The sequence below is a fragment of the Flavobacterium sp. genome (genome assembly GCF_036782315.1).
Classification (GTDB): Bacteria; Bacteroidota; Bacteroidia; order Flavobacteriales; family Flavobacteriaceae; genus Flavobacterium.
In genome coordinates this window covers 116,831-138,289 of the sequence record NZ_DAIPZK010000006.1, presented here as the reverse complement: position 1 = coordinate 138,289, position 21,459 = coordinate 116,831, and the positions used below count along the sequence as shown (strand labels likewise).

General features: G+C 31.2%; 20 protein-coding genes and 1 tRNA gene. 16 read left to right on the top strand and 5 right to left on the bottom strand.

Annotated features, from left to right (window positions below; all coding sequences use genetic code 11):
• Nucleotides 1–156: 156 nt before the first annotated feature.
• The 7 genes from V7P59_RS07225 to V7P59_RS07195 all read left to right on the top strand — a co-directional run bounded on the left by V7P59_RS07225 (nucleotide 157) and on the right by V7P59_RS07195 (nucleotide 8,387).
• Nucleotides 157–1,863 carry a helix-turn-helix domain-containing protein gene (locus V7P59_RS07225; protein ID WP_333809485.1) on the top strand — a complete coding sequence of 569 codons (1,707 nt, stop codon included), beginning with the start codon at nucleotides 157–159 and terminating at the stop codon, nucleotides 1,861–1,863.
• 145 nt (nucleotides 1,864–2,008) lie between these two features.
• Nucleotides 2,009–4,159 carry a T9SS type A sorting domain-containing protein gene (locus tag V7P59_RS07220; protein WP_333809484.1) on the top strand — a complete coding sequence of 717 codons (2,151 nt, stop codon included), beginning with the start codon at nucleotides 2,009–2,011 and terminating at the stop codon, nucleotides 4,157–4,159.
• A gap of 80 nt (nucleotides 4,160–4,239) precedes the next feature.
• Nucleotides 4,240–4,782 carry a hypothetical protein gene (locus V7P59_RS07215; RefSeq protein WP_333809483.1) on the top strand — a complete coding sequence of 181 codons (543 nt, stop codon included), beginning with the start codon at nucleotides 4,240–4,242 and terminating at the stop codon, nucleotides 4,780–4,782.
• Nucleotides 4,783–4,808: 26 nt separating this feature from the next.
• Nucleotides 4,809–5,939, top strand: coding sequence for a hypothetical protein (locus V7P59_RS07210; protein WP_333809482.1), 1,131 nt, complete (start codon nucleotides 4,809–4,811; stop codon nucleotides 5,937–5,939).
• Nucleotides 5,940–6,007: 68 nt separating this feature from the next.
• The gene (locus V7P59_RS07205) at nucleotides 6,008–6,274 is read left to right on the top strand and encodes a hypothetical protein (RefSeq protein ID WP_333809481.1); all 267 of its coding nucleotides are present in this window, start codon (nucleotides 6,008–6,010) and stop codon (nucleotides 6,272–6,274) included.
• A gap of 18 nt (nucleotides 6,275–6,292) precedes the next feature.
• Nucleotides 6,293–7,081: a hypothetical protein gene (locus tag V7P59_RS07200; RefSeq protein ID WP_333809480.1), complete on the top strand. Its 789-nt coding sequence runs from the start codon at nucleotides 6,293–6,295 to the stop codon at nucleotides 7,079–7,081.
• Between the two features lie 85 nt (nucleotides 7,082–7,166).
• Nucleotides 7,167–8,387 (top strand): TCR/Tet family MFS transporter, encoded by a 1,221-nt coding sequence (locus V7P59_RS07195; RefSeq protein WP_333809479.1) that lies wholly within the window; start codon nucleotides 7,167–7,169, stop codon nucleotides 8,385–8,387.
• Here V7P59_RS07195 and V7P59_RS07190 read toward each other — a convergent pair whose 3' ends face one another.
• Nucleotides 8,388–8,825 carry a retropepsin-like aspartic protease gene (locus tag V7P59_RS07190; protein WP_333809478.1) on the bottom strand — a complete coding sequence of 146 codons (438 nt, stop codon included), beginning with the start codon at nucleotides 8,823–8,825 and terminating at the stop codon, nucleotides 8,388–8,390. It lies immediately after the preceding gene.
• A gap of 96 nt (nucleotides 8,826–8,921) precedes the next feature.
• Here V7P59_RS07190 and V7P59_RS07185 point away from each other — a divergent pair, with 96 nt between their 5' ends.
• The 9 genes from V7P59_RS07185 to V7P59_RS07145 all read left to right on the top strand — a co-directional run bounded on the left by V7P59_RS07185 (nucleotide 8,922) and on the right by V7P59_RS07145 (nucleotide 15,267).
• Nucleotides 8,922–9,701: a TatD family hydrolase gene (locus V7P59_RS07185; protein ID WP_333809477.1), complete on the top strand. Its 780-nt coding sequence runs from the start codon at nucleotides 8,922–8,924 to the stop codon at nucleotides 9,699–9,701.
• 63 nt (nucleotides 9,702–9,764) lie between these two features.
• A complete protein-coding gene (locus V7P59_RS07180) occupies nucleotides 9,765–10,904 on the top strand; it encodes a 1-acyl-sn-glycerol-3-phosphate acyltransferase (protein ID WP_333809476.1) in 1,140 nt (379 codons plus the stop codon).
• Entirely contained in the window at nucleotides 10,891–11,922 is a 1,032-nt protein-coding gene (locus tag V7P59_RS07175) for an asparaginase (protein WP_333809475.1), read from the top strand. The genes V7P59_RS07180 and V7P59_RS07175 overlap by 14 nt, the downstream gene beginning before the upstream one ends.
• Before the next feature lie 75 nt (nucleotides 11,923–11,997).
• A tRNA-Ser gene (locus V7P59_RS07170) sits at nucleotides 11,998–12,085 on the top strand.
• Between the two features lie 83 nt (nucleotides 12,086–12,168).
• Nucleotides 12,169–12,978, top strand: a complete 810-nt coding sequence (locus V7P59_RS07165; RefSeq protein WP_333809473.1) for a MotA/TolQ/ExbB proton channel family protein — start codon at nucleotides 12,169–12,171, stop codon at nucleotides 12,976–12,978.
• 20 nt (nucleotides 12,979–12,998) lie between these two features.
• On the top strand, nucleotides 12,999–13,424 hold the full coding sequence (locus V7P59_RS07160; protein ID WP_333809472.1) for a hypothetical protein: 426 nt from the start codon (nucleotides 12,999–13,001) through the stop codon (nucleotides 13,422–13,424).
• Nucleotides 13,425–13,426: 2 nt separating this feature from the next.
• The gene (locus V7P59_RS07155; RefSeq protein ID WP_333809471.1) at nucleotides 13,427–14,041 is read left to right on the top strand and encodes an ExbD/TolR family protein; all 615 of its coding nucleotides are present in this window, start codon (nucleotides 13,427–13,429) and stop codon (nucleotides 14,039–14,041) included.
• 20 nt (nucleotides 14,042–14,061) lie between these two features.
• Nucleotides 14,062–14,535 carry an ExbD/TolR family protein gene (locus V7P59_RS07150; RefSeq protein ID WP_333809470.1) on the top strand — a complete coding sequence of 158 codons (474 nt, stop codon included), beginning with the start codon at nucleotides 14,062–14,064 and terminating at the stop codon, nucleotides 14,533–14,535.
• Between the two features lie 72 nt (nucleotides 14,536–14,607).
• On the top strand, nucleotides 14,608–15,267 hold the full coding sequence (locus V7P59_RS07145) for a porin family protein (protein WP_333809469.1): 660 nt from the start codon (nucleotides 14,608–14,610) through the stop codon (nucleotides 15,265–15,267).
• Here V7P59_RS07145 and V7P59_RS07140 read toward each other — a convergent pair.
• The 4 genes from V7P59_RS07140 to V7P59_RS07125 form a co-directional block, all read right to left on the bottom strand.
• Nucleotides 15,262–15,873, bottom strand: coding sequence for a hypothetical protein (locus tag V7P59_RS07140; protein WP_333809468.1), 612 nt, complete (start codon nucleotides 15,871–15,873; stop codon nucleotides 15,262–15,264). The genes V7P59_RS07145 and V7P59_RS07140 overlap by 6 nt on opposite strands.
• Before the next feature lie 5 nt (nucleotides 15,874–15,878).
• A complete protein-coding gene (gene rpoN, locus V7P59_RS07135; RefSeq protein WP_333809467.1) occupies nucleotides 15,879–17,342 on the bottom strand; it encodes an RNA polymerase factor sigma-54 in 1,464 nt (487 codons plus the stop codon).
• Nucleotides 17,343–17,424: 82 nt separating this feature from the next.
• On the bottom strand, nucleotides 17,425–18,873 hold the full coding sequence (asnS, locus tag V7P59_RS07130) for an asparagine--tRNA ligase (RefSeq protein ID WP_333809466.1): 1,449 nt from the start codon (nucleotides 18,871–18,873) through the stop codon (nucleotides 17,425–17,427).
• 120 nt (nucleotides 18,874–18,993) lie between these two features.
• Nucleotides 18,994–21,405, bottom strand: coding sequence for an efflux RND transporter permease subunit (locus tag V7P59_RS07125; protein ID WP_333809465.1), 2,412 nt, complete (start codon nucleotides 21,403–21,405; stop codon nucleotides 18,994–18,996).
• Nucleotides 21,406–21,459 lie beyond the last annotated feature (54 nt).

Below are 21,459 nucleotides of genomic sequence, written 5' to 3'. Positions count from 1 at the left end.
AAAGAGTTTGGGATTTTTCTTTACTAAAAATTCTTACTTGAGCTAATTTATTTGAAAATGCTAAAAGCTATTCTTATAAAGAAATTTCAAAAGAGTGTAGTTTTATTCTTATTTTAGCACACCGTAATTTTCAGTCGGATTTTCCAATTTTTTAAAATGCATAAATTCTCTCTTACTTTCATACTACTATTATATATTCATTTGACATTTTCTCAAGAGTTAAATGAATCTGAGATTAAAAGAACTCGAATTATTCAAGAACAACTTATTTCAAATCCGGAAAAAGCTTACACTGAGGCTTTGGAAATTAGTAATTCTACAAACGAGTTGTTTCGTTTTTATGGTAAATATTACGTAGCTAATTATTTTTACAATAAATCTGAGTTTACCTACTCAAAAAAACTTCTCATTGTACTCATAGATAGTATTGAAAAAAGTAAGCTAGATAAATCAAGTAAGGTTTATCAAGATTTAATAGGTATGTGTGTCAACAAGCTTTTTTACATACATAAAAATTTAGGAGAGTATGATTTAGCATTATTTTATTTGGATAAATATAAAAACGCCGTACAAAAAAATCGTTTTAATGAACAATATGGTTTGATAAAAGTAGCTATGGGCGATTATATTAATGGAATTGCTTTGTTAAAAAGAGAATTAAAAACTACACCACATCTAAAATTAGGAGTTGGTGAGAAAAAAGTAATGAATAAAAAATTATTTGCAGATAAATACAACATCATAGGTGAAGCTTATCAAAAGTATTACCTTCAGTCGAAGAAGAAAGTGTTGTTAGATTCTGCAGATTACCACTTTAATGTTGCTGCCAATATGATGTTGCAGGATAATTTTCAACCCGAGTACACAAAAGCGTTATTGAGTATGCGAGAAGCAAAAAGTGCTGCTTTAGCCGGAAATTACGATAAATCATTGTCTTTATATAGAAAAAGAAAAAGTTATCCTGCAATTAATGATAATATAAGAACAGTACAGTTGTTTGATTTAGGAATGGCCGATTGTTTTCATCATTTAAAACAAGTAGATTCTGCACTGTACTATTGCAATAAATATATTGAAAGTTACCAAATAACTAAGGTTTCAAAGGAAAATCTATTAATGGCATATAACATTATGACACAATGTTATAACGAAAAAAAAGATAGCAAAAATGCGTATCGCTACGCCCAAAAAAGTTTAGAATTAATTCAATCAATAGAAGGGATAAAAAGTAAATCTTTAAATTTTCTTCACAATTACGATTTAAACATAATAAAAGAGGAATCTAATAATATTATTGCATCAAAAAATTATTTTAAAATATCACTTTTTAGCATTCTAATAATTCTAATTGTAGTTGTTTTAAGTTTTTATTATTATCATAAAAAACAAAAAGAAAAGCATTATAGGTTTTTAAAGATTATCCAAAGTCTAAAAGAATCTCAAGTTTCAGATGCTGATGATTTGCAAATCAGTAAGACTGAAATACAACCTAAACAAACAATTGATGAAGAGCTCATTGAAAAAATAGCATTAGGTTTAAAAAAATTAGAACAAAAAGAAACTTTTTTAGATCCAAATTTCAAGTTGGCTTTTGTAGCAAAAAAGTTAAATACAAATACTGCTTATTTGTCACAATACTTCAATCAGGTAATGCAAAAAACCTTTTCAGAATATACGCAAGAATTGCGAATTCATTATGTGCTTCAAAAACTAAAAGATGCCCCTTATTTCCGTAAATATACTTTGCAAGCCATCGCAGAGGAAGTAGGTTATAAAGATGCCAATACACTTGTTCGTGTTTTTAAAAAGCAAACTGGACTTTCTCCTAATTATTTTATTGAACAATTAGAAAGTACAAATTAAGCATTTAATAATCAGTAAAATAAACCGCATTTTGTTGTCTGATTATTTATAAATAGTCCAATATATAAATTGGTCTAATGCTTCTTATCTCATAGTTTTGGTGGAATTTTAATCAAATTAAGTTTCAAATCATCAAAATCAAAAAATGAGAAAAAAAATTACTTTATTCTGCCTACTAGCATTTTTGTATTTCATTCCTAGTGCTGTTGCGCAATGTACTTCAGCAACGTATGGGCTATTTCCCGCTACTACTTATACACCAAACTGTAGTGGAAACTACGAAACATTAACCAGTCAAAGTTATGCAGGCGAATATAGTAATGTGAATGTAATTGCAAACAAACAATATTCATTTTCTAGTTCTGTAACAACTGATTATATTACAATTACTAATGCAACTGGAACTGTTGTTTATGCAAGCGGAACACAACCAGTAAGATGGGATTCTGGAACTACTACGGGTGTTATTCGTTATTATCTTCATTCCAATGCTAGTTGTGGTAGTCAACAAGTGGAAAGGTCTCGCTATATTCGATGTGCAGATGCATCAAACTGCGTACCACCTTCAAATCTAGCGGTATCAAATATAACTTCCAATTCTTGTAAAATGACTTGGACAGCTGCATCACCAGTACCTTCTTCTAATTATGATATTTATATCGTTACAACCAATAGTGCTCCTACTGCAAATTCTACTCCTACATTATTTAGTACAACTAACTTAACTACCACAATGTATTTAAATGTTGCAGCAGGTACAACTTATTACTACTGGATACGCTCTAATTGTGGAGCTACAACTGGTGTATGGGTTTCGGGTGGTAGTTTTACTACACCACCTGCATTAATTTGTAACGGTGCAATTTATGGATTATATCCTGATGCAGCTTTTACACCTGCTTGTACAGGAAGTACAGAACAAATCGTTGCAGATGCTTATGCAGGAGAATATTCAATTGTAAATGTATTGTCAAATAGACAATATACTTTTACTAGTTCAGTATCCACAGATTTTATTACAATAACTAATGCTACAGGAACAGTGGTTTTAGCAAGTGGTTTAACTCCTTTAACCTGGTTATCTGGCACAAACTCTGGAGTAATTAGATACCATTTGAATACTAATTCTAGTTGTGGAACTCAAAACACAAACAGAGTAAAATCTATTCGATGTACTACAATAGCAAGCTGTAATGCTCCAACGCAACTATTTTATGATGGTTTGACTTCAACTTCAAATAATATTGCATGGACGGCACCAAATCCTACACCAAGCAATGGTTATGTTTATTGTTACAGTACTGTAAACGATCCGTTTTCTGCCAATGCAATCACTGGAACTACGACAAATACCTTTGCTGTTTTAAATAATTTAACGCCGAACACTACTTATTATTTTTGGGTGAAATCTAATTGTGGCGCTACGCAATCTAATTGGGTTTCGGGAGGTTCGTTTACAACATATCCAGCATCTGGCTGTAATGCTCCAACGCAACTATTTTATGATGGTTTAACATCTACAACTAATAATATTGCATGGGTAGCACCAAATCCTGCTCCAAGTAACGGATATATATATTGTTATAGTACTGTCAACGATCCGTTTTCTGCAAATGCAATTACAGGAACAACCACAGAGACTTATGTTGAATTAACTAATTTATCTCCAAACACTACCTATTATTTTTGGGTAAAATCTAATTGTGGACAAACACAAACCGATTGGGTTTCTGGAGGTTCGTTTACCACATATTCAGCATCTGGCTGTAACGCACCAACACAGTTATTTACAGATCCTGAATCTGCAACAGTTGTAAATATTGCATGGGTAGCACCAAATCCTGCTCCAAGTAACGGATATATATATTGTTATAGTACTGTTAACGATCCATTTTCTGCAAATGCAATTACAGGAACAACCACAGATACTTTTGCAGTGTTAACCAATTTAACGCCAAATACTACCTATTATTTTTGGGTAAAATCCAATTGTGGACAAACACAAACCAATTGGGTTTCTGGAGGTTCGTTTACAACCCAAATGCTTACTTCAGAATCATTCTCAATAAAAGATTTGAAGCTTTATCCAAATCCTGTAAAAGATGTTTTAAATTTTTCATTTGATAAAGAAATTACAACTGTATCAATTTATAATTTGTTAGGTCAAGAAGTTATTACAAAAGCTGTAAATAGTAATGGAATTTCAATAAATGTTGCAGGTTTATCTCCAGGAAATTATTTGGTAAAAGTAACTTCTAATAATGAAGTAAAAACAGCAAAAATCGTTAAACAATAAAACAAAACGTTTCATTTATTAATATAAAGCGTTTCCAAAAAATCAAACTTATTTTATTAACCAATTTAACAAACAATTTTATGAGAGTATTAGCATTAATTTTTATGGTTTTAGCCTTTTTAGTAGGAGGTTTTTGTACAGGAGTTTTATTTAAAAATATTGAAAATAGAATGGGAACCGATGGCGATTCTGAAAAACTAGAAGAAGTGTATCGTTTGGTAGAAAACGAGCAAAAACAAATTGAACAATTAAAAAAAGACGGAATTGACGTTACTAAAATTGAAGATCCGCAAATAAAAGAAAGTTTAGAAATTATTGAAAGTACACCACCAAAATGGAAAGTAATGTATGCTGGTAAATTAGGTATCTTGTTAGCTGTACTTGCTTTTGTAATGGTTGTAGTTGCATTCATGAAAAAAGAATTTATTACTAAATTAAGTATTCTTGTTGCGGTATTATCAATAGTTCTTTGGGTTATTACACCTCATATAGAAGCAGGAACATTCTCAGGTGCAAATCCTAAATCACTTGCTTTAATTGGATGCATTGGGCTTATTGTATGTTCTGCCTGTGCATTTTTGAGTTACAAATTACATTTAAAAAAATCGCAAGCAACAATTTAATTAATTACATTATTTCAAATATAGTTATGAAAATCAATCGTTTATTATTATTAGTTTCTTTACTTTCTTTTACTTTTTCACAAGCTCAATTATCCGCTTTTATTAGTGGAAAAGAAGTAAAATCGGGTGCTACAATTTCTAAAAAAGACTTAGCCACTTTACAAGTAAGTTTTAAAAAGCCTAAAGCTGTAACCGTTTATTCGGGTTATACAAATCTATATGTAGAGTTTTCAGATAACTCTAATACCTACATAAATAGTTGGAGTCTTCAAAAAGAAGGCTACACAGCTATGTCCGATTTTATGAAAAACACACCCATAACAAAAAAGTTCAGTGTTTTTGAAGGTAGAGATTTTTTAACTAGAGGAAATACACTTGAATGGATTTTAAATGGAGCAAATGGAGTAGAAAAACAAAAAACGATAAAAGTAGAAATAGGATTTTGGGTTAGAGAAGAAACCGGATATAAAGAATATGGACCAAAAGTTCAATTATTAGAACCAATTTTCTTTTATGTGCCTATTTGGGAACCAAAAAATCTATACCTTCCTTATCTTGATGTAACTGTAGATAAAACTAATATAAAAGAAGATATTAACACAAGCCAAACAGGAAGTACAGATAGAAGAGATACAAAAGTTGGTTATCAAATACACAAAAATCAAGAAACTTATAAAATTTATGCCTTCGAAAAATCTGCACATCCAGGTTTGACTGTTGATGAATTGGCTAAAGATTTTATTCATAGAGTTACTTATCATTCAAACAATGATAAAGTAAAAAAAATCCATGAATATGATTTAAAAAAATACAATTTACCTTGGTATAATATCTGTGTGCTTTTCAGAGATGAAGAAATACAAGATGTTGATTATTTTATAAACAAAGATGTAAAATCAAAAGATTTAATGAGTTTGTATGAGAAAGTTGAATTCGGAAATATGAAAGGATACACATTTAAATCAGGTTTGTATAATAAAGGAAGACAAGATGAAAAAATTTATAAAGATGTTGGGCAATTCAGAATCTATATTCTTAACCATCCAACTAACCCAGATTTAGTATTAATGATTTGTAATGAAATTGGGAAAGGCACAGAAACTGCACAAGCTATTGATACTTACATGCAAACATTTATAAAAAGTATTAAACAATAATTTATAAAATAATTAAAATCCCAAACTTCATGTTTTATGTGGTTTGGGATTAATTTTAAATCAAAAAAATGGAAACTTTTTCAATTATAGGAATGATAATGATGGTATTAGGATTTATAAACGCTGCTTGGGTTGGAATTCTTTATATCATATCGTTAAGTGCTGTTGCTGGTACCAAATTATCTAAAAAAGTAGGAACAGCAAATGAAAAAACAGACGAATATCTAGAACAAGGAAAAGCAACGTCTAATGGCTTGTTAAAAAAATTGTTATGGAGAGTAGCAATTGGCTGTACAGGCTGGTTAATGTTTTACATTGCAACAGGTCGTTTTTAAAAACCTGTTTTTACATCTATGAAGAATAATCAGATAAGGTTAATCATTTTACTTTTATTATCAACTTATAACATACAAAGTCAAGAAGTAAAAATTGAATATGATAGAACGGTCATAGACACGAGTGATGTTATTAATGAAACTATAATGCTAAGTGTTAAAGATTTTCCAGATAACACAAGTAGATGCGAACTTATAACGGTTTATGCAACTGATGAAACGCATCAAAAAATAAATCCTGAATATTTTTTAACGCAGGCAAACAGAGAATTTTGGATAACTTTTATAAAAAATGAAAAGACTAAGAAATTACAATCTCTCAATGGTAAAGCACGCTTTTTTAACGTTTCAGAAGAAGCAGAAACAATTATAAAAATTGATGGAATCTTAGAAAAAACTAATAAAACAATCTATTCAAAAAACGATATTAAAGTTATTGTTTTGGACATCAAATCATTAATTTCTAAAAAAAACAAAAAACCTTTAGAATATAAAAATGAAATAGCATTTATTGTAAAAGAGAATAAATTAAATCAAGAACGGTTTGAAGAAACATTAAAAAAATCATTTGAAAATTATTTTGAACCTTTTGATATGATGCTATATTGTGAAGACCAAAAAAATAGTGTTTTAAATATTGATTCGCTTTTTACAGAACACAATAAATATCCCGAAGGAATTAAAAATAATTATATCAAAACATTTCTTTTCTCAAGAAGAGATGCTACTAACAAAGCTAGAATTATTATTAAATCCCTTTCAACATTTAAAGAAATTGACTTTAAAGTAGTTTTAGATAAGAATTAATTTTTTTGTATTAAAATCTAAAATATAAATCCCAATTTCAATAGAGTTTGGGATTTTTCTTTTCTTTGTAAGTCAAATTGTATCTATGAAAAAATCTAAGAAGCAAGCCGCTGTTGGTTTTATCTTTATTACCGTTTTATTAGATGTTATTGGGTGGGGTATTATTATTCCTGTAATTCCAAATTTAATCAAAGAACTTATCAATGGCGATATTAGCGAAGCAGCAAAATATGGTGGTTGGTTAACTTTCGCTTATGCGATTACCCAATTTATTTTCGCACCTGTGGTTGGAAATTTAAGTGATAAATACGGAAGACGCCCTGTATTGTTAACTTCTTTGTTTGCTTTTTCTTTAGATTTTTTATTGTTAACCTTTGCGCCTACAATTACATGGTTGTTTATTGGTAGAATACTATCCGGAATTACTGGAGCAAGTTTTACAACAGCTTCTGCTTATATTGCGGATGTAAGTACAAATGAAAATCGAGCTAAGAATTTTGGATTAATGGGTGCTGCTTTTGGATTAGGGTTTATTATTGGTCCAGTTTTAGGTGGTTTATTAGGGCAATTTGGAACAAGAATTCCTTTTATTGCAGCCGCTATTTTGTGTATGCTAAACTTTTTATACGGCTATTTCATTTTGCCGGAATCTTTAAGCAAAGAAAAAAGAAGACCATTCGAATTAAAAAGAGCAAACCCAATTGGAGCTTTATTGCATTTGAAAAAATACCCAAATTTAATCGGTTTAGTTTTGGCTATTTTTGTTCTCTATGTAGGTTCTCATGCAGTGCAAAGTAATTGGAATTATTTTACTATGTACCAATTCAATTGGACTGAAAAAATGGTGGGAATTTCTCTCGGGGTCATCGGATTGTTAGTCGGAATTGTGCAAGGAGGTTTAATACGTTGGATCAATCCAATAATTGGGAATGTAAAAAGTATTTATTTTGGATTAGCATTATATACAATAGGGATGTTCTTATTTGCTTTTGCTACTGAAAGTTGGATGATGTTCGTGTTTTTAATTCCGTACTGTTTAGGTGGAATTGCAGGACCAGCATTGCAAGCAGTAGTTTCAGAGCAAGTAGATCCATCAGAGCAAGGTGAAATTCAAGGGACTTTAACCAGTTTAATGAGTGCTTCTTCAATCGTAGGTCCGCCTATGATGGCATCAGTTTTTTATTATTTTACTCATGATGAAGCCCCTTTTTTATTTCCTGGAGCACCATTTGTTTTGGGCGGAATTTTAATGCTGATTAGTACGATTTTAGCTTTCAGAACATTGAAGAAAAACCATTCGAAATAATTATTTCAAATACAAAAAATGATTGCTATAATCAATAATTGCTTTCCCTTTTAGTAGCACATCAGCACCAATAATACCATCAACTGGTTTGGTTTTATAATGACGAAGTGCCTCATTAACATGGCTCATATCAAAAACAATCAAATGAAGTTTGTTGTTTTTCCATCTTCCTAGCTGAATTTCATTATTTTTTGCCAATTGTGTTTCTATTCCAGTTGCTCCAGCGCCAGCAGCTTTTGTTTCTGAAAATTGAGCATCTAATTTGAAATGTTCAATGCTTTCAAATCCCACACAACTATTACTGGCTCCTGTATCTAAAATAAAGCTTCCTTTAACACCATTTATCTTTCCTTTGATTAATAAATGCTGGGTTTTTAGTACTGTAAACTTTGTTTTTTTATATTTTTTACCTTTTAAAAAGTCTTGCAAATCTTCCATAGCTCAAAAGTAAAAATTTTAGTTTTAATACTTAATACATCTATCTTAATACTTTTATAACTTTGTACCAAAATCCGAAACTTTAAACTCATAACCTTGAACTCGCAACTTAATTTAACCGACACTCATACTCATTTATATTCAGAAGAATTCGATCAAGACCGCAATGAAATGATGCAAAGGTCCATTAATGCTGGTGTTTCTCGTTTTTTTGTACCGGCAATTGATTCTAATTATACGTCTAAAATGTACGAATTAGAAAAACAATACCCCGAAAACGTATTTTTAATGATGGGTTTGCATCCAACATATGTGAAGGAAAATTATTTAGAAGAGTTAGCACATGTGGAAAAAGAATTGGCTTCAAGAAAATTTTATGCCATTGGTGAAATAGGAATCGATTTATTTTGGGATAAAACGTTTTTGAAAGAACAACAACATGCTTTTAAACACCAAATCCAATTGGCAAAAAAATATAAATTAGGAATCAATATTCATTGTCGTGATGCTTTTGATGAGGTTTTTGAGGTTTTAGAAAGTGAAAAATCGGATGATTTGTTCGGAATTTTTCATTGTTTTACGGGTGATTTGGGTCAAGCCCAAAGAGCAATTTCGTTAGGAATGAAACTTGGAATTGGAGGAGTTGCCACTTTTAAAAATGGAAAAATTGATCAGTTTCTGAATGAAATCGATTTAAAACATATTGTTTTAGAAACCGATTCGCCTTATTTAGCACCAGTTCCTTATAGAGGAAAACGAAATGAAAGTAGCTATACATTATTGGTAGCGCAAAAGTTAGCTGAAATTTATCAGCTTCCAGTTGAAGAAATTGCAAGGATTACTACTGAAAATTCAAAACAAATTTTCGGAATTTAATCAAAATTTAAATTTACAATTCATAAAATTTTTGTTCTTTTGTGAATTGTTTTTAAAATAAATATGACAAAATTCGATTCTATTCGCCCTTATTATGATTCTGAAGTAAACGAAGCTTTGAAGTCTTTGTTGCATCATCCTATGATGAAGGCTATGATGGATTTTACATTTCCAGAATTAGAAGATGAAATTTGGAAAGAGCAATTGAGTAGAACGCATTCTATTCGCGATTTTCAAGTCAATTTTGTTTATCAATCAATTCAAAGAGTTTTAGAAAGAAGTTCAGAAGGTCTCACAACTTCGGGCTTTGAAAAACTAGAACCTAACACTTCTTACTTATTTATTTCCAATCACCGCGATATTATTTTAGATACTTCATTACTGAATGTTTCTTTAATTGATCACGGATTGGTAATGACCGCTTCGGCTATTGGAGATAATTTAGTTCAAAAAGATTTTCTACTTAAATTATCGAAATTAAATAGAAACTTCTTAGTTCAAAGAGGATTATCGCCAAGAGAATTGTTGCAGAGTTCTAAGTTGATGTCAGAATATATGTATCATTTATTGTCTAAAGAAAACCGTTCTGTTTGGATTGCGCAACGCGAAGGAAGAACAAAAGACGGTAATGATGCAACCCATCAAGGCGTTTTGAAAATGATTGCAATGGCATCAGATGAAGCGAATTGCATGAATTTTTTCAAAAAATTACGAATTGTTCCTGTTTCAATTTCATATGAATACGATCCAACCGACGCTTTGAAGATGCCTCAATTAATTGCGCTTTCCAAAGATGAAGTGTATATTAAAGAGAAAAACGAAGATTTCATTACGTTATTAAGTGGAATCATCGGGCAAAAAAAGCGTATTCACATTCATGTAGGCGATGTTTTAGAGAACGAATACGAAAAAATTATTGCTGAAAACGACAACAACAACAAGCAAATTCAAGCTTTAGCACAAGTAATTGATGATTCTATTTTGCAATCGTATAAATTATGGCCTACAAACTTTATTGCTTACGATATTTTACACAAAACAACTCGATTTGAACATTTGTACAACGAAAAAGAGCGTCAATTGTTTGAAAGAAGATTAGAAATGCGAATTGACGCCGATAATGAAACTATGAGAGAAGGTTTCTTGGCGATGTATGCTAATCCGGTTGTGAATAAATTGAAATATACTAATGACATCTCATAAACCAAAAATACTTTTAATTTACACCGGTGGCACCATCGGAATGGTAAAAGATTTTGAAACAGGAGCTTTAAAAGCTTTTGATTTTAATGAGTTGTTAAGCCGAATTCCCGAGTTACATTTATTAGACTGTCAAATTGAAACCATATCGTTTGAAGTTCCTATTGATTCTTCAAATATGAATATTTCTAATTGGCAAAAAATGGCCAAAATTATCGAGGAAAATTATTTAAAATTTGATGGATTTGTAGTTTTACATGGTTCGGATACAATGTCTTATAGTGCTTCTGCATTAAGTTTTATGTTAGAAGATTTGGCAAAACCTGTAATTTTTACCGGTTCACAATTGCCAATTGGAGATTTAAGAACCGATGCTAAAGAAAATTTGATTACAGCAATTCAAGTTGCTTCACTACAAGAAAATAAAAAGCCAGTTATACAAGAAGTGTGTTTGTATTTCGAATACAAATTATACAGAGGAAATCGAACAACAAAAATCAGTGCCGAACATTTTAATGCTTTTACATCACCAAATTTTCCTGAATTAGCGGAATCGGGTGTGCACTTGAAAGTAAATTATGACGTTATTTTGAAGCAAAAAGCAAATAAAAAGCTAAAAGTGCATACTGATTTTGATGATAATGTTGCTATTTTAAAGATTTTTCCTGGTATTAATCAGAAAGTTTTGAACGCCTTTTTTGCTATTCCAAATTTAAAAGGAATTATTTTAGAAACATATGGTTCTGGCAATGCGCCTACGGAAGATTGGTTTTTAAATTGTATTAAAAAGGCAATAAATAATAATATTCACGTTATTAATGTAACACAATGTAGTGGAGGAAGTGTTTCAATGGGAAGTTATGAGACCAGTACACAGTTAAAAAACATAGGTGTAATTTCTGGAAAAGACATTACTACAGAGGCTGCAATTACCAAATTAATGTACCTTTTAGGGCAAAAAGTTTCGGATAAAGTTTTTAAAACAATTTTTGAGACCTCAATTAGAGGAGAAATGATTTAAAAATAACATTTAAAATTTTTATACATGAGAATTTTTACGTTATTTAGCACCCTTAAAATCGAATATTGTTTTAATAGAGAGGTGGCCGAGTGGTCGAAGGCGCACGCCTGGAAAGTGTGTATACTCCACAAGGGTATCGAGGGTTCGAATCCCTTCCTCTCTGCAGAATGATATTAATTTTAAAATTTAATAAATATTTTTATATCTTTAAACCCAATTAACTAATTAAATTTAAGAACAAAAGCGATGAAAAGATTATTTTCTATTTTAGCAATCACAGGGCTTATGACTTTTGGAAATGTTCAAGCTCAAGATTCAACTCAAGCAGCAGCTCCTGCGACAGAACAAGTTGCTGATACTACAGCAGCTGAAGCAACAACTGATGAGGCTACTGCAACAACTGATGATGCGGCAGCAGAAGAAGTTACTTTTACACAAGGAATGAAAAAACGTTTTATTGAAGGTGGTCCTGGTTTCATGGGGATTGTATTAATCTGTTTGATTTTAGGTTTAGCAATTGCAATTGAAAGAATCATCTATTTAAATTTATCAACAACAAACACTAAAAAATTAATAAACGAAGTTGAAACTGCTTTAAATTCAGGAGGAGTTAATGCTGCAAAAGAAATTGCTAGAAATACTGCTGGACCAGTAGCTTCAATTTTTTACCAAGGTTTAGACCGTTATTCTCATGGTTTAGATTCAGCTGAAAAATCAATCGTAGCATACGGTGGAGTTCAAATGGGTCAATTAGAGAAAAACGTTTCTTGGATTTCATTGTTTATCGCTTTAGCACCGATGTTAGGGTTCATGGGAACTGTAATTGGTATGATTGAAGCGTTTGACCAAATTCAGTCTGCTGGATCTATGGAGCCATCTTTAGTTGCTGGAGGTATTAAAGTTGCGTTATTAACAACTGTATTCGGTCTTATCGTTGCTATCATCCTTCAAATTTTCTATAACTATATCACAGCTAAGATTGATTCAATCGTTAATGATATGGAAGATGCATCTATCAGCTTGGTTGATATGTTGTCAGATTACAGCAAAAAATAATTAATAAATATATAACTGTTATGAATTTACACAAAGTAACAAAAATAGCAGCTATTGTAATTTCAGTATTAAGCTTAGTTTTCTTAGGAGGATTAATGGCTTCTGATGATGCTGCAAACAGTAGTTGGATTTCACCTCTTATATATTTATCTTATGTAATTCTAATTGCTTGTATAGCATTAGTATTAATTTATGTATTTAAGAATTTATTTTCTAAAAAAGACGATTTAAAGAAAACATTTATCTTCATTGGATTGTTTGTAGCGTTGATTTTAGTTTCATTTATTTTAGCAGATGGAACAGAGGTAAAATCACCTTCTAATGAAATCATAGCTTCAGAAAGCACTTCTAAATGGGTAAGTACTGGATTAAATATGTTTTATTTATTAGCAGTAGTTGCTGTAGGAACAATGTTTTGGACAGGATTTAATAAAATTAAAAAATAATTATGGCTAGAAAAGAAAGAGGTTTACCGCCAGAGGTAAATGCCGGTTCTATGGCAGATATTGCTTTCTTACTTCTGATTTTCTTCTTGGTTACTACTACTATTGGAGTGGATCAAGGGATTAACAGACTCTTGCCTCGTTATGAAGAAAACCCACCAGTTCCACCTATTAATGAAAGAAACATTTTAACAGTTTTAGTTAATAAAGACAACCAATTACTTGTTGAAGAAAAATTGGTAGATATTAAAGACTTAAGACAAACTGCTATTGATTTTCTTGAGAATAATGGAAAAGGAACTTGTTCATACTGTAATGGAAAAAAAGATCCAAATTCATCAGATAGTCCTGAAGATGCGGTTATTTCTTTAAATAATGATGGGCAAACTTCTTACGAAACTTATATCGCTGTTCAAAACGAATTAGTAGCAGCATATAATTTTTTAAGAAATAGAGAGTGTAAGAAGCGTTATGGTATGACTTTCACAGAAATGGAATACATTTACAATGATCCTGCTTCTAAAGCGACTGAAGGATTGGTGGAAGAATTAGAGCCAAAAGTTAAAAAGATTCAAGAAATGTTTCCTATGAGACTTTCTGAAGCAGAACCAAAAAAATAACAATATAATATTAAGTAATTATGTCTAAGTTTAAAAAGAAAAAATCAGGCGACTTACCTGCAATTTCAACAGCAGCATTACCGGATATTGTATTTATGCTTTTGTTCTTCTTCATGACGGCTACTACCATGAAAGATAGCGATTTAAAAATTGAAAATACATTGCCAAAAGCTAATCAAACAGCTAAATTGCATAAAAAGCAATATGTAATGTATATTTACGCAGGAAAACCGAGCGAGAGATATCGCGCTACACTTGGTTCTTCTGATCGTATTCAATTAGCTGATAAAATGGCATCACCTGCTGAAATCCGAAATTTTGTTATTTCAGAAAGAGCACAACGTAACTCAGAAGATGAAAAATACCTTACAACTTCCTTAAAAATTGACAAAAATGTTAAAATGGGATTAGTAAGTGCTATTAAATTAGAATTACGTAAGATAAATCAATTAAAAGTAAATTATACAACAACGCAAGGTAATCCTGTTGAATAGTATTTTTAATTTATAAGTTAAAAAAGGTACGCAATTGCGTACCTTTTTTTATTATTTTTATAAAAAAATTTAATGCGACTATTTGTATCTCTTTTTTTTCTGTTTTTTGCAACAATTGGTTTTTCGCAGTCGGAAACAAAACCAGTTGTAGATTCTTTATTTAGAGAAGATCAGTTCTATGTTTCTATTTCTTATAATGTTTTACAAAAAACGCCTGATAATTTCAATCAATATTCTTTTTCTACGGGATTATCTGCTGGTTTTTTGAGAGATTTTCCAATCTCTGAGAATAGACATTGGGCAATTGCACCAGGTATTGGATATTCATTTAACGATTTAAAACAAACCATAGATTTATCTTCAGTAACAAATAATACTACTTCAGAATCAGTAAAAAGTAGAATCCTCTTACATTATGTTGATGTGCCGTTAGAAATTCGTTGGAGAAACGCTTCACCAGATAGTCACAAGTTTTGGCGAATTTATGGTGGTTTCATGGCAAGTTATTTAATTAATGGCAAGTTTAAATATGAAGCTGAAGGCACTTCTGGGAAAATAGAGATCAATGATATCTTGAATAAGTTCCAATACGCAACTTATATAACTTTCGGATTCAACACTTGGAATGCTTATATTCATTATGGTTTAAATCCTTTTTTCAATAAAGATAAAACAGCTACTGAAAATAATGTTACTACATTGAAAATTGGGTTGATGTTTTATATATTATAACCAATACTGAAATAAAAATATTTGTGGTCCAGCACCAATAATCATTCCGGCAATAAGTTCGGTGTAGGTGTGAGCTTTCATATACAAGCGCGAAGAGGCTACTAAACCCATACAAACAATGCAAAAAGCAATTAGATTTACAAACGGCAATTGATAATACATGCTCAAGCCAAAAATAAAGCATGTTAACGCACTAATTCCAATCATGTGCAAACTTGCTTTAAACTTTAAAATAACGCTTGCTAATACGAGTACGCTGCTTAAGAATCCGCCTAGAAAAAAGAAATATAATTCGGCAACGGTATCTTTTGAAACACTGAACTTTATTAAAATAAATAGTAAAATTGCCTGAACTGCAATTGGCATTTTCCTTTCACTAATGCTGGCTTCGGTAAAAGAGGTTACAACACCTAAAGATCGAAATAAAAAATACATCGATAAAGGTAATAACAAAGTCAAAATCGTTACTTGAATTAAAGTAACAATGATTTGCGATTTATAAAAAAAAGAATTTGTTATTAAAAAGAAGAATAAAGTTCCATATAAAGAAACAAATATGGGATGAAAAATATAAGAGAAAACAGGTAGTATTTTTTTTAAATCCATATTTCTTAGATTTTCTTTCTTAATCGCGCAACTGGAATGTCTAATTGTTCACGGTATTTTGCGATAGTTCTTCTAGCAATAGGATACCCTTTTTCCTTTAAAATTTCTGCCAATTGATCGTCTGGTAAAGGTTTTCTTTTGTCTTCCTCTGAAATTACTTGTTGTAAAATATTTTTAATTTCTATAGTAGAAACTTCTTCTCCTTGATCGTTTGTCATGGCTTCACTAAAAAAATCTTTGATTAGTTTAGTTCCATAAGGTGTGTCTACATATTTGCTATTGGCAACACGAGAAACTGTTGAAATATCTAATCCTACCATATCGGCAATATCTTTTAGAATCATTGGTCGAAGTTTGGTTTCTTCACCTTCTAAAAAGTATTCTTTTTGATAATGCATAATGGCATTCATTGTTACATATAAGGTTTCTTGACGCTGTTTAATTGCATCAATAAACCATTTAGCCGAATCTAATTTTTGCTTGATAAACTGAACGGCATCTTTCTGAGAACTCGATTTTTCAGAAGTATCTTTATAACTCTGCAACATTTCCTGATAATCTTTAGAAACGTGTAATTCTGGAGCATTTCTTCCGTTAAGTGATAGTTCTAATTCACCATCAATAATTCGAATCGTAAAATCAGGAACTATATGTTCTATCGCTTTTTGATTACCATCAAAACTTCCTCCAGGTTTTGGATTTAATTTTTCAATTTCATCAATAGCTTTGCGTAATTGTTGCTGAGAAACATCAAATTTTTGCAACAATTTTTCGTAATGTTTTTTGGTAAAAGCATCAAATTGTTGTTCAATCACATTAATAGCTAAAGCTATCGAATCTGAAGGGGTTTTGTGTTTCAATTGCAACAACAAACATTCTTGTAAATCGCGAGCACCAACACCGGCTGGCTCTAAATCTTGAACCAAATGCAAAATACGTTCAACAGTCGGTTCATCCGTATAGATACCTTGAGTAAAAGCTAAATCATCTACAATATCTTGAATGCTTCTTCGAATATAGCCCATATCATCGATACTTCCCACTAAAAACTCAGCAATATCGCGTTCTTCATCGGTTAAAATAAACGTATTTAACTGATTAATTAAATCCTGATGAAAACTTACCGGAGCAGCAAAAGGCATGGTTTTGTCTTCGTCATCATCGCTGTAATTGTTGGTTTGGTATTTATAATCCGGCGTTTCGTCATTACTTAAATATTCGTCAATATTGATGTCGCCTGTATCGATGTGTTCGTTGTCGTAATCGTCGTAATCATCAGTATTACTTCCATAATCATCTAAATCATAATTATCTTCCTTGCTACTTTCTTCCAAAGCAGGATTCTCAACCAATTCTTCTTGAAGACGTTGCTCAAAAGCTTGCGTAGGCAATTGAATTAGCTTCATCAACTGAATTTGTTGAGGTGATAATTTTTGAGATAATTTGAATTGTAAACTGTGTTTAAGCATGTTTTTGTTTAAAGTTTAAGGTTTCAAGTTTCAAGTTGCTTCACAAAGACAACCTGGAACCTGAAACTTGAAACAACTATTTTTAGAATTCTGCGTTTTGTGGTGTTCTTGGGAACGGAATTACGTCTCTAATGTTACTCATTCCAGTTACAAAAAGCACTAATCTTTCAAAACCTAATCCGAAACCTGAATGAACAGCCGAACCGAATCTTCTAGTATCTAAATACCACCAAAGTTCTTCTTCGTCGATTCCTAAGGCTTTCATTTTTCCTACTAATACGTCGTAACGCTCTTCTCTTTGAGATCCACCCACAATTTCTCCAATTCCTGGGAATAAGATGTCCATTGCTCTAACGGTTTCTTTACCTGGTTCAGTATTGTCGTTTAATCTCATGTAAAACGCTTTAATTTTTGCTGGATAATCAAATAAAATTACCGGACATTTAAAGTGTTTTTCCACTAAGAAACGTTCGTGCTCACTTTGTAAATCAGCACCCCATTCGTTAATGATGTATTGGAATTTTTTCTTTTTATTTGGAGTTGATTCTCTTAAAATTTCTATGGCTTCCGTATAAGAAACACGTTTGAAGTTGTTGTCAAGCACAAAGCTTAATTTTTCTAACAACGTCATTTCGCTTCTTTCTGCTTGTGGTTTTGATTTTTCTTCTTCTAACAATCTGCTTTCTAAGAATTTCAAATCATCAGTACACTTATCAACTGTATATTTGATAACATATTTAATGAAATCTTCGGCTAAATCCATGTTATCCGCTAAATCATTGAAAGCTACTTCTGGTTCAATCATCCAAAACTCAGCTAAGTGGCGTGAAGTGTTAGAATTTTCTGCACGGAATGTTGGTCCGAAGGTGTAAACCTTACCTAGTGCCATTGCATACGTTTCAGCTTCTAATTGTCCAGAAACGGTTAAATTCGTTTGTTTTCCGAAGAAATCTTCTTTGTAGTTGATACTTCCGTCTTCGTTTCTTGGAGCAGAACCATCTAATGGTAAAGAAGTAACTTGAAACATTTCACCAGCACCTTCTGCATCAGAACCTGTAATGATAGGCGTGTTTACGTAGAAAAATCCTTTTTCTTGAAAATATTGGTGTACTGCAAAAGCTAATGTTGAACGTACACGCATAATTGCTCCAAAAGCATTCGTTCTAACACGTAAATGTGCATTTTCACGTAAAAATTCTAACGAGTGTTTTTTAGGTTGCATTGGAAACTTCTCCGCATCGCTATCACCTAAAATTTCTAACTTTGTTACCTGAATTTCTACTTTTTGTCCAGCACCACGGCTTTCTGCCAAGGTTCCAGTAACGCAAATTGCAGCTCCGGTTGTAATTCTTTTTAAAGTTTCATCGGGTGTGTTTTCAAAATCTACCACACACTGAATATTGTGAATGGTTGAACCATCGTTCAACGCAATAAATTGATTATTTCTAAATGTTCTAACCCAACCTTTTGCTGTTACTTCATGTAATGTTTTTGTACTGTTTAAAAGGTCTATAACTTTTGAGTGCTTCATTTTTTCAATATTATTTATAATGCAAACCTACATAAAATTTCAATATTATATGAGGCTTTCTGGTTTATTATGTAGGTTCTTTAATTCCTTAGGCAAAGATAACACTAAAGAAAAAATATACTATTTCTCGTTTGAATTTTCTTCTTCAATATCTTCTGCTAAAATATCTAAAGTTGGTTCTAAAAATTCTTCTTGATTTGCGATCGTTTTGTCTAATGACAACAGTAAAGCAGGCAATAAAATTAAGTTAGATAACATGGCAAATAATAAGGTGGTAGCAACTAAACCACCTAAAGCTACCGTTCCGCCAAAATTAGAAAGTGTAAATACTGAAAATCCAAAAAATAATACTACTGAAGTGTAGAACATACTAATTCCTGCTTCTTTTAAGGTAGCATAAACCGAACGTTTTATTTTCCAATCGTTTGCTTTAAGTTCTTGACGGTATTTTGCCAAAAAGTGAATGGTATCATCAACTGATATTCCAAAAGCAATACTAAATACTAATATGGTAGAAGGTTTAATTGGGATTCCAAAATAACCCATTAAACCTGCAGTCATTATTAGTGGTAAAATATTAGGCAGTAACGATACAATTATCATTTTAAAAGAACGGAACATATACGCCATCAATAATGAAATCAAAACAATAGCAAAAAGTAACGATTGTACTAAATTATCAATTAGATAATGTGTTCCTTTTTCAAAAACATAGGCTTTTCCCGTTAAAGAAACTTCATAGCGTTCCTTTGGGAAAATATGATTGATTTTATCTTGTAAACGTTCTTCTATTTTTTTCATTTTATCGGTTCCAATATCGCGCATAAAAGTCGTTACTCGCGCATATTGTCCGGTGCTATCAACATAGCTTTTCAACATGTTTTCGTTTCCTTTTTTAGCCGAATTTTTAATATAGGATAAAATAAAAGCTTCTTCTTGTTTTGTAGGCAATTCGTAAAATTCGGGATTTCCGTTATAATAAGCTTGTTTGGCATATTTAACTAAATTAACTACCGAAACAGGTTTTGATAGTTCTGGAATTTCAATAATAGTTTCCTGAAGTTCTTCAATTCTTTTTAAAGTAACCTTTTTTAATGCGCCTTTTGGTTTTTTAGTATCAATTACAATTTCTAATGGCATAACGCCATCAAACTCTTTTTCGTAAAACTGAATATCTTTAAAAAAAGGTGCTTTTTTAGGCATATCTTCAATGATACTTCCTGAAATTTTAATTTGATATATTCCGATAATTCCTAAAATCATAATAATAATTGAAGTTGAAAAAACCGCAATCCTATGATGTCTTATGGTGTTTTCAATCCAACGAATAAAAGCCGCCATATAGTTTTTTCCTAAATGTGCCAAGTGTTTTTCTTTTGGCATGGGCATATAACTATAAACAATTGGAATAATAATTAAACACAAAATAAATAAGAAAACAATGTTTAATGAAGCTACTGTTCCAAATTCACTCAACAGTTTACTATCGGTAAAAATGAAGGTTCCAAAACCTGCTGCAGTGGTTAAATTGGTTAACAAAGTAGCATTCCCAACTTTTGAAATCACGCGTTGTAAGGATTTAGCTTTATTACCGTGATTTTTAATTTCTTGTTGGTATTTATTGATTAGGAAAATACAATTTGGAATTCCAATTACAATAATTAATGGTGGAATGATTGCTGTTAAAACAGTAATTTCATAGTTCAGAAGTCCTAACGTTCCAAATGACCACATTACCCCAATAATTACAACAAACATAGAAATCATAGTGGCTCTAAAACTTCTAAAAAAGAAAAAGAATAACAATGAAGTGATGCCAAGTGCTGCCCCAACAAATAAGCCAATTTCGCTAATGATACTATTAGCATTTAAAGTTCTTATATAAGGCATTCCCGAAACACGTAAATCTAAACCTGTTTCTTTTTCAAAAGCATTGATTTTTTCCTGACTAAGATGTTTCTCTATAAATGCTTTTCGAGCAGGAGTATTTACAATTTTTTTATCAAGATAAACGGCGAAGCGAATAGCACCACTTTCCTTATTAAAAAGCATACCTTCGTAAAAAGGTAAATCGTTGAAAAATTCTTTTTCTTTTCTTTTTAGATAGATATCAGAAATGCTATCATGGTTTACAAAAGGGATAAATTTAAATTTTTGCGCAACCGTATCTTTTCCCAGAACGCGTAAATCTTCAATGGAAAGTGTGAGCTCTGTTGCTTTGTCTTTTTTTATTTCAGAAGTAAATTTTTCCCAAGCTTTATAGTTTTTTTCGTTGAAAAAATTATCATCTTTAAAACCAAGTACTACTAAATTTCCTTCTTCACCAAATTTGTCTAAAAATGAATTGTACTGAATATTTACTTCATGATCATCAGGTAATAAATTGGCTTCAGTAAAGGTAAAACGCATGTTTTTCCATTGAAAACCCATGAAAATTGTAAAAAGTACAATAAGGACTAATAAAAAAACGCGGTTTCTTAAAATTCTACTGGCAATATAATCCCAAAAACTGGTGCTTAACCACTTTAACATCTCTTAAAAATTAGGGTGCAAAGGTAAGTATTATTGCTTAAAATATTGGTGTTG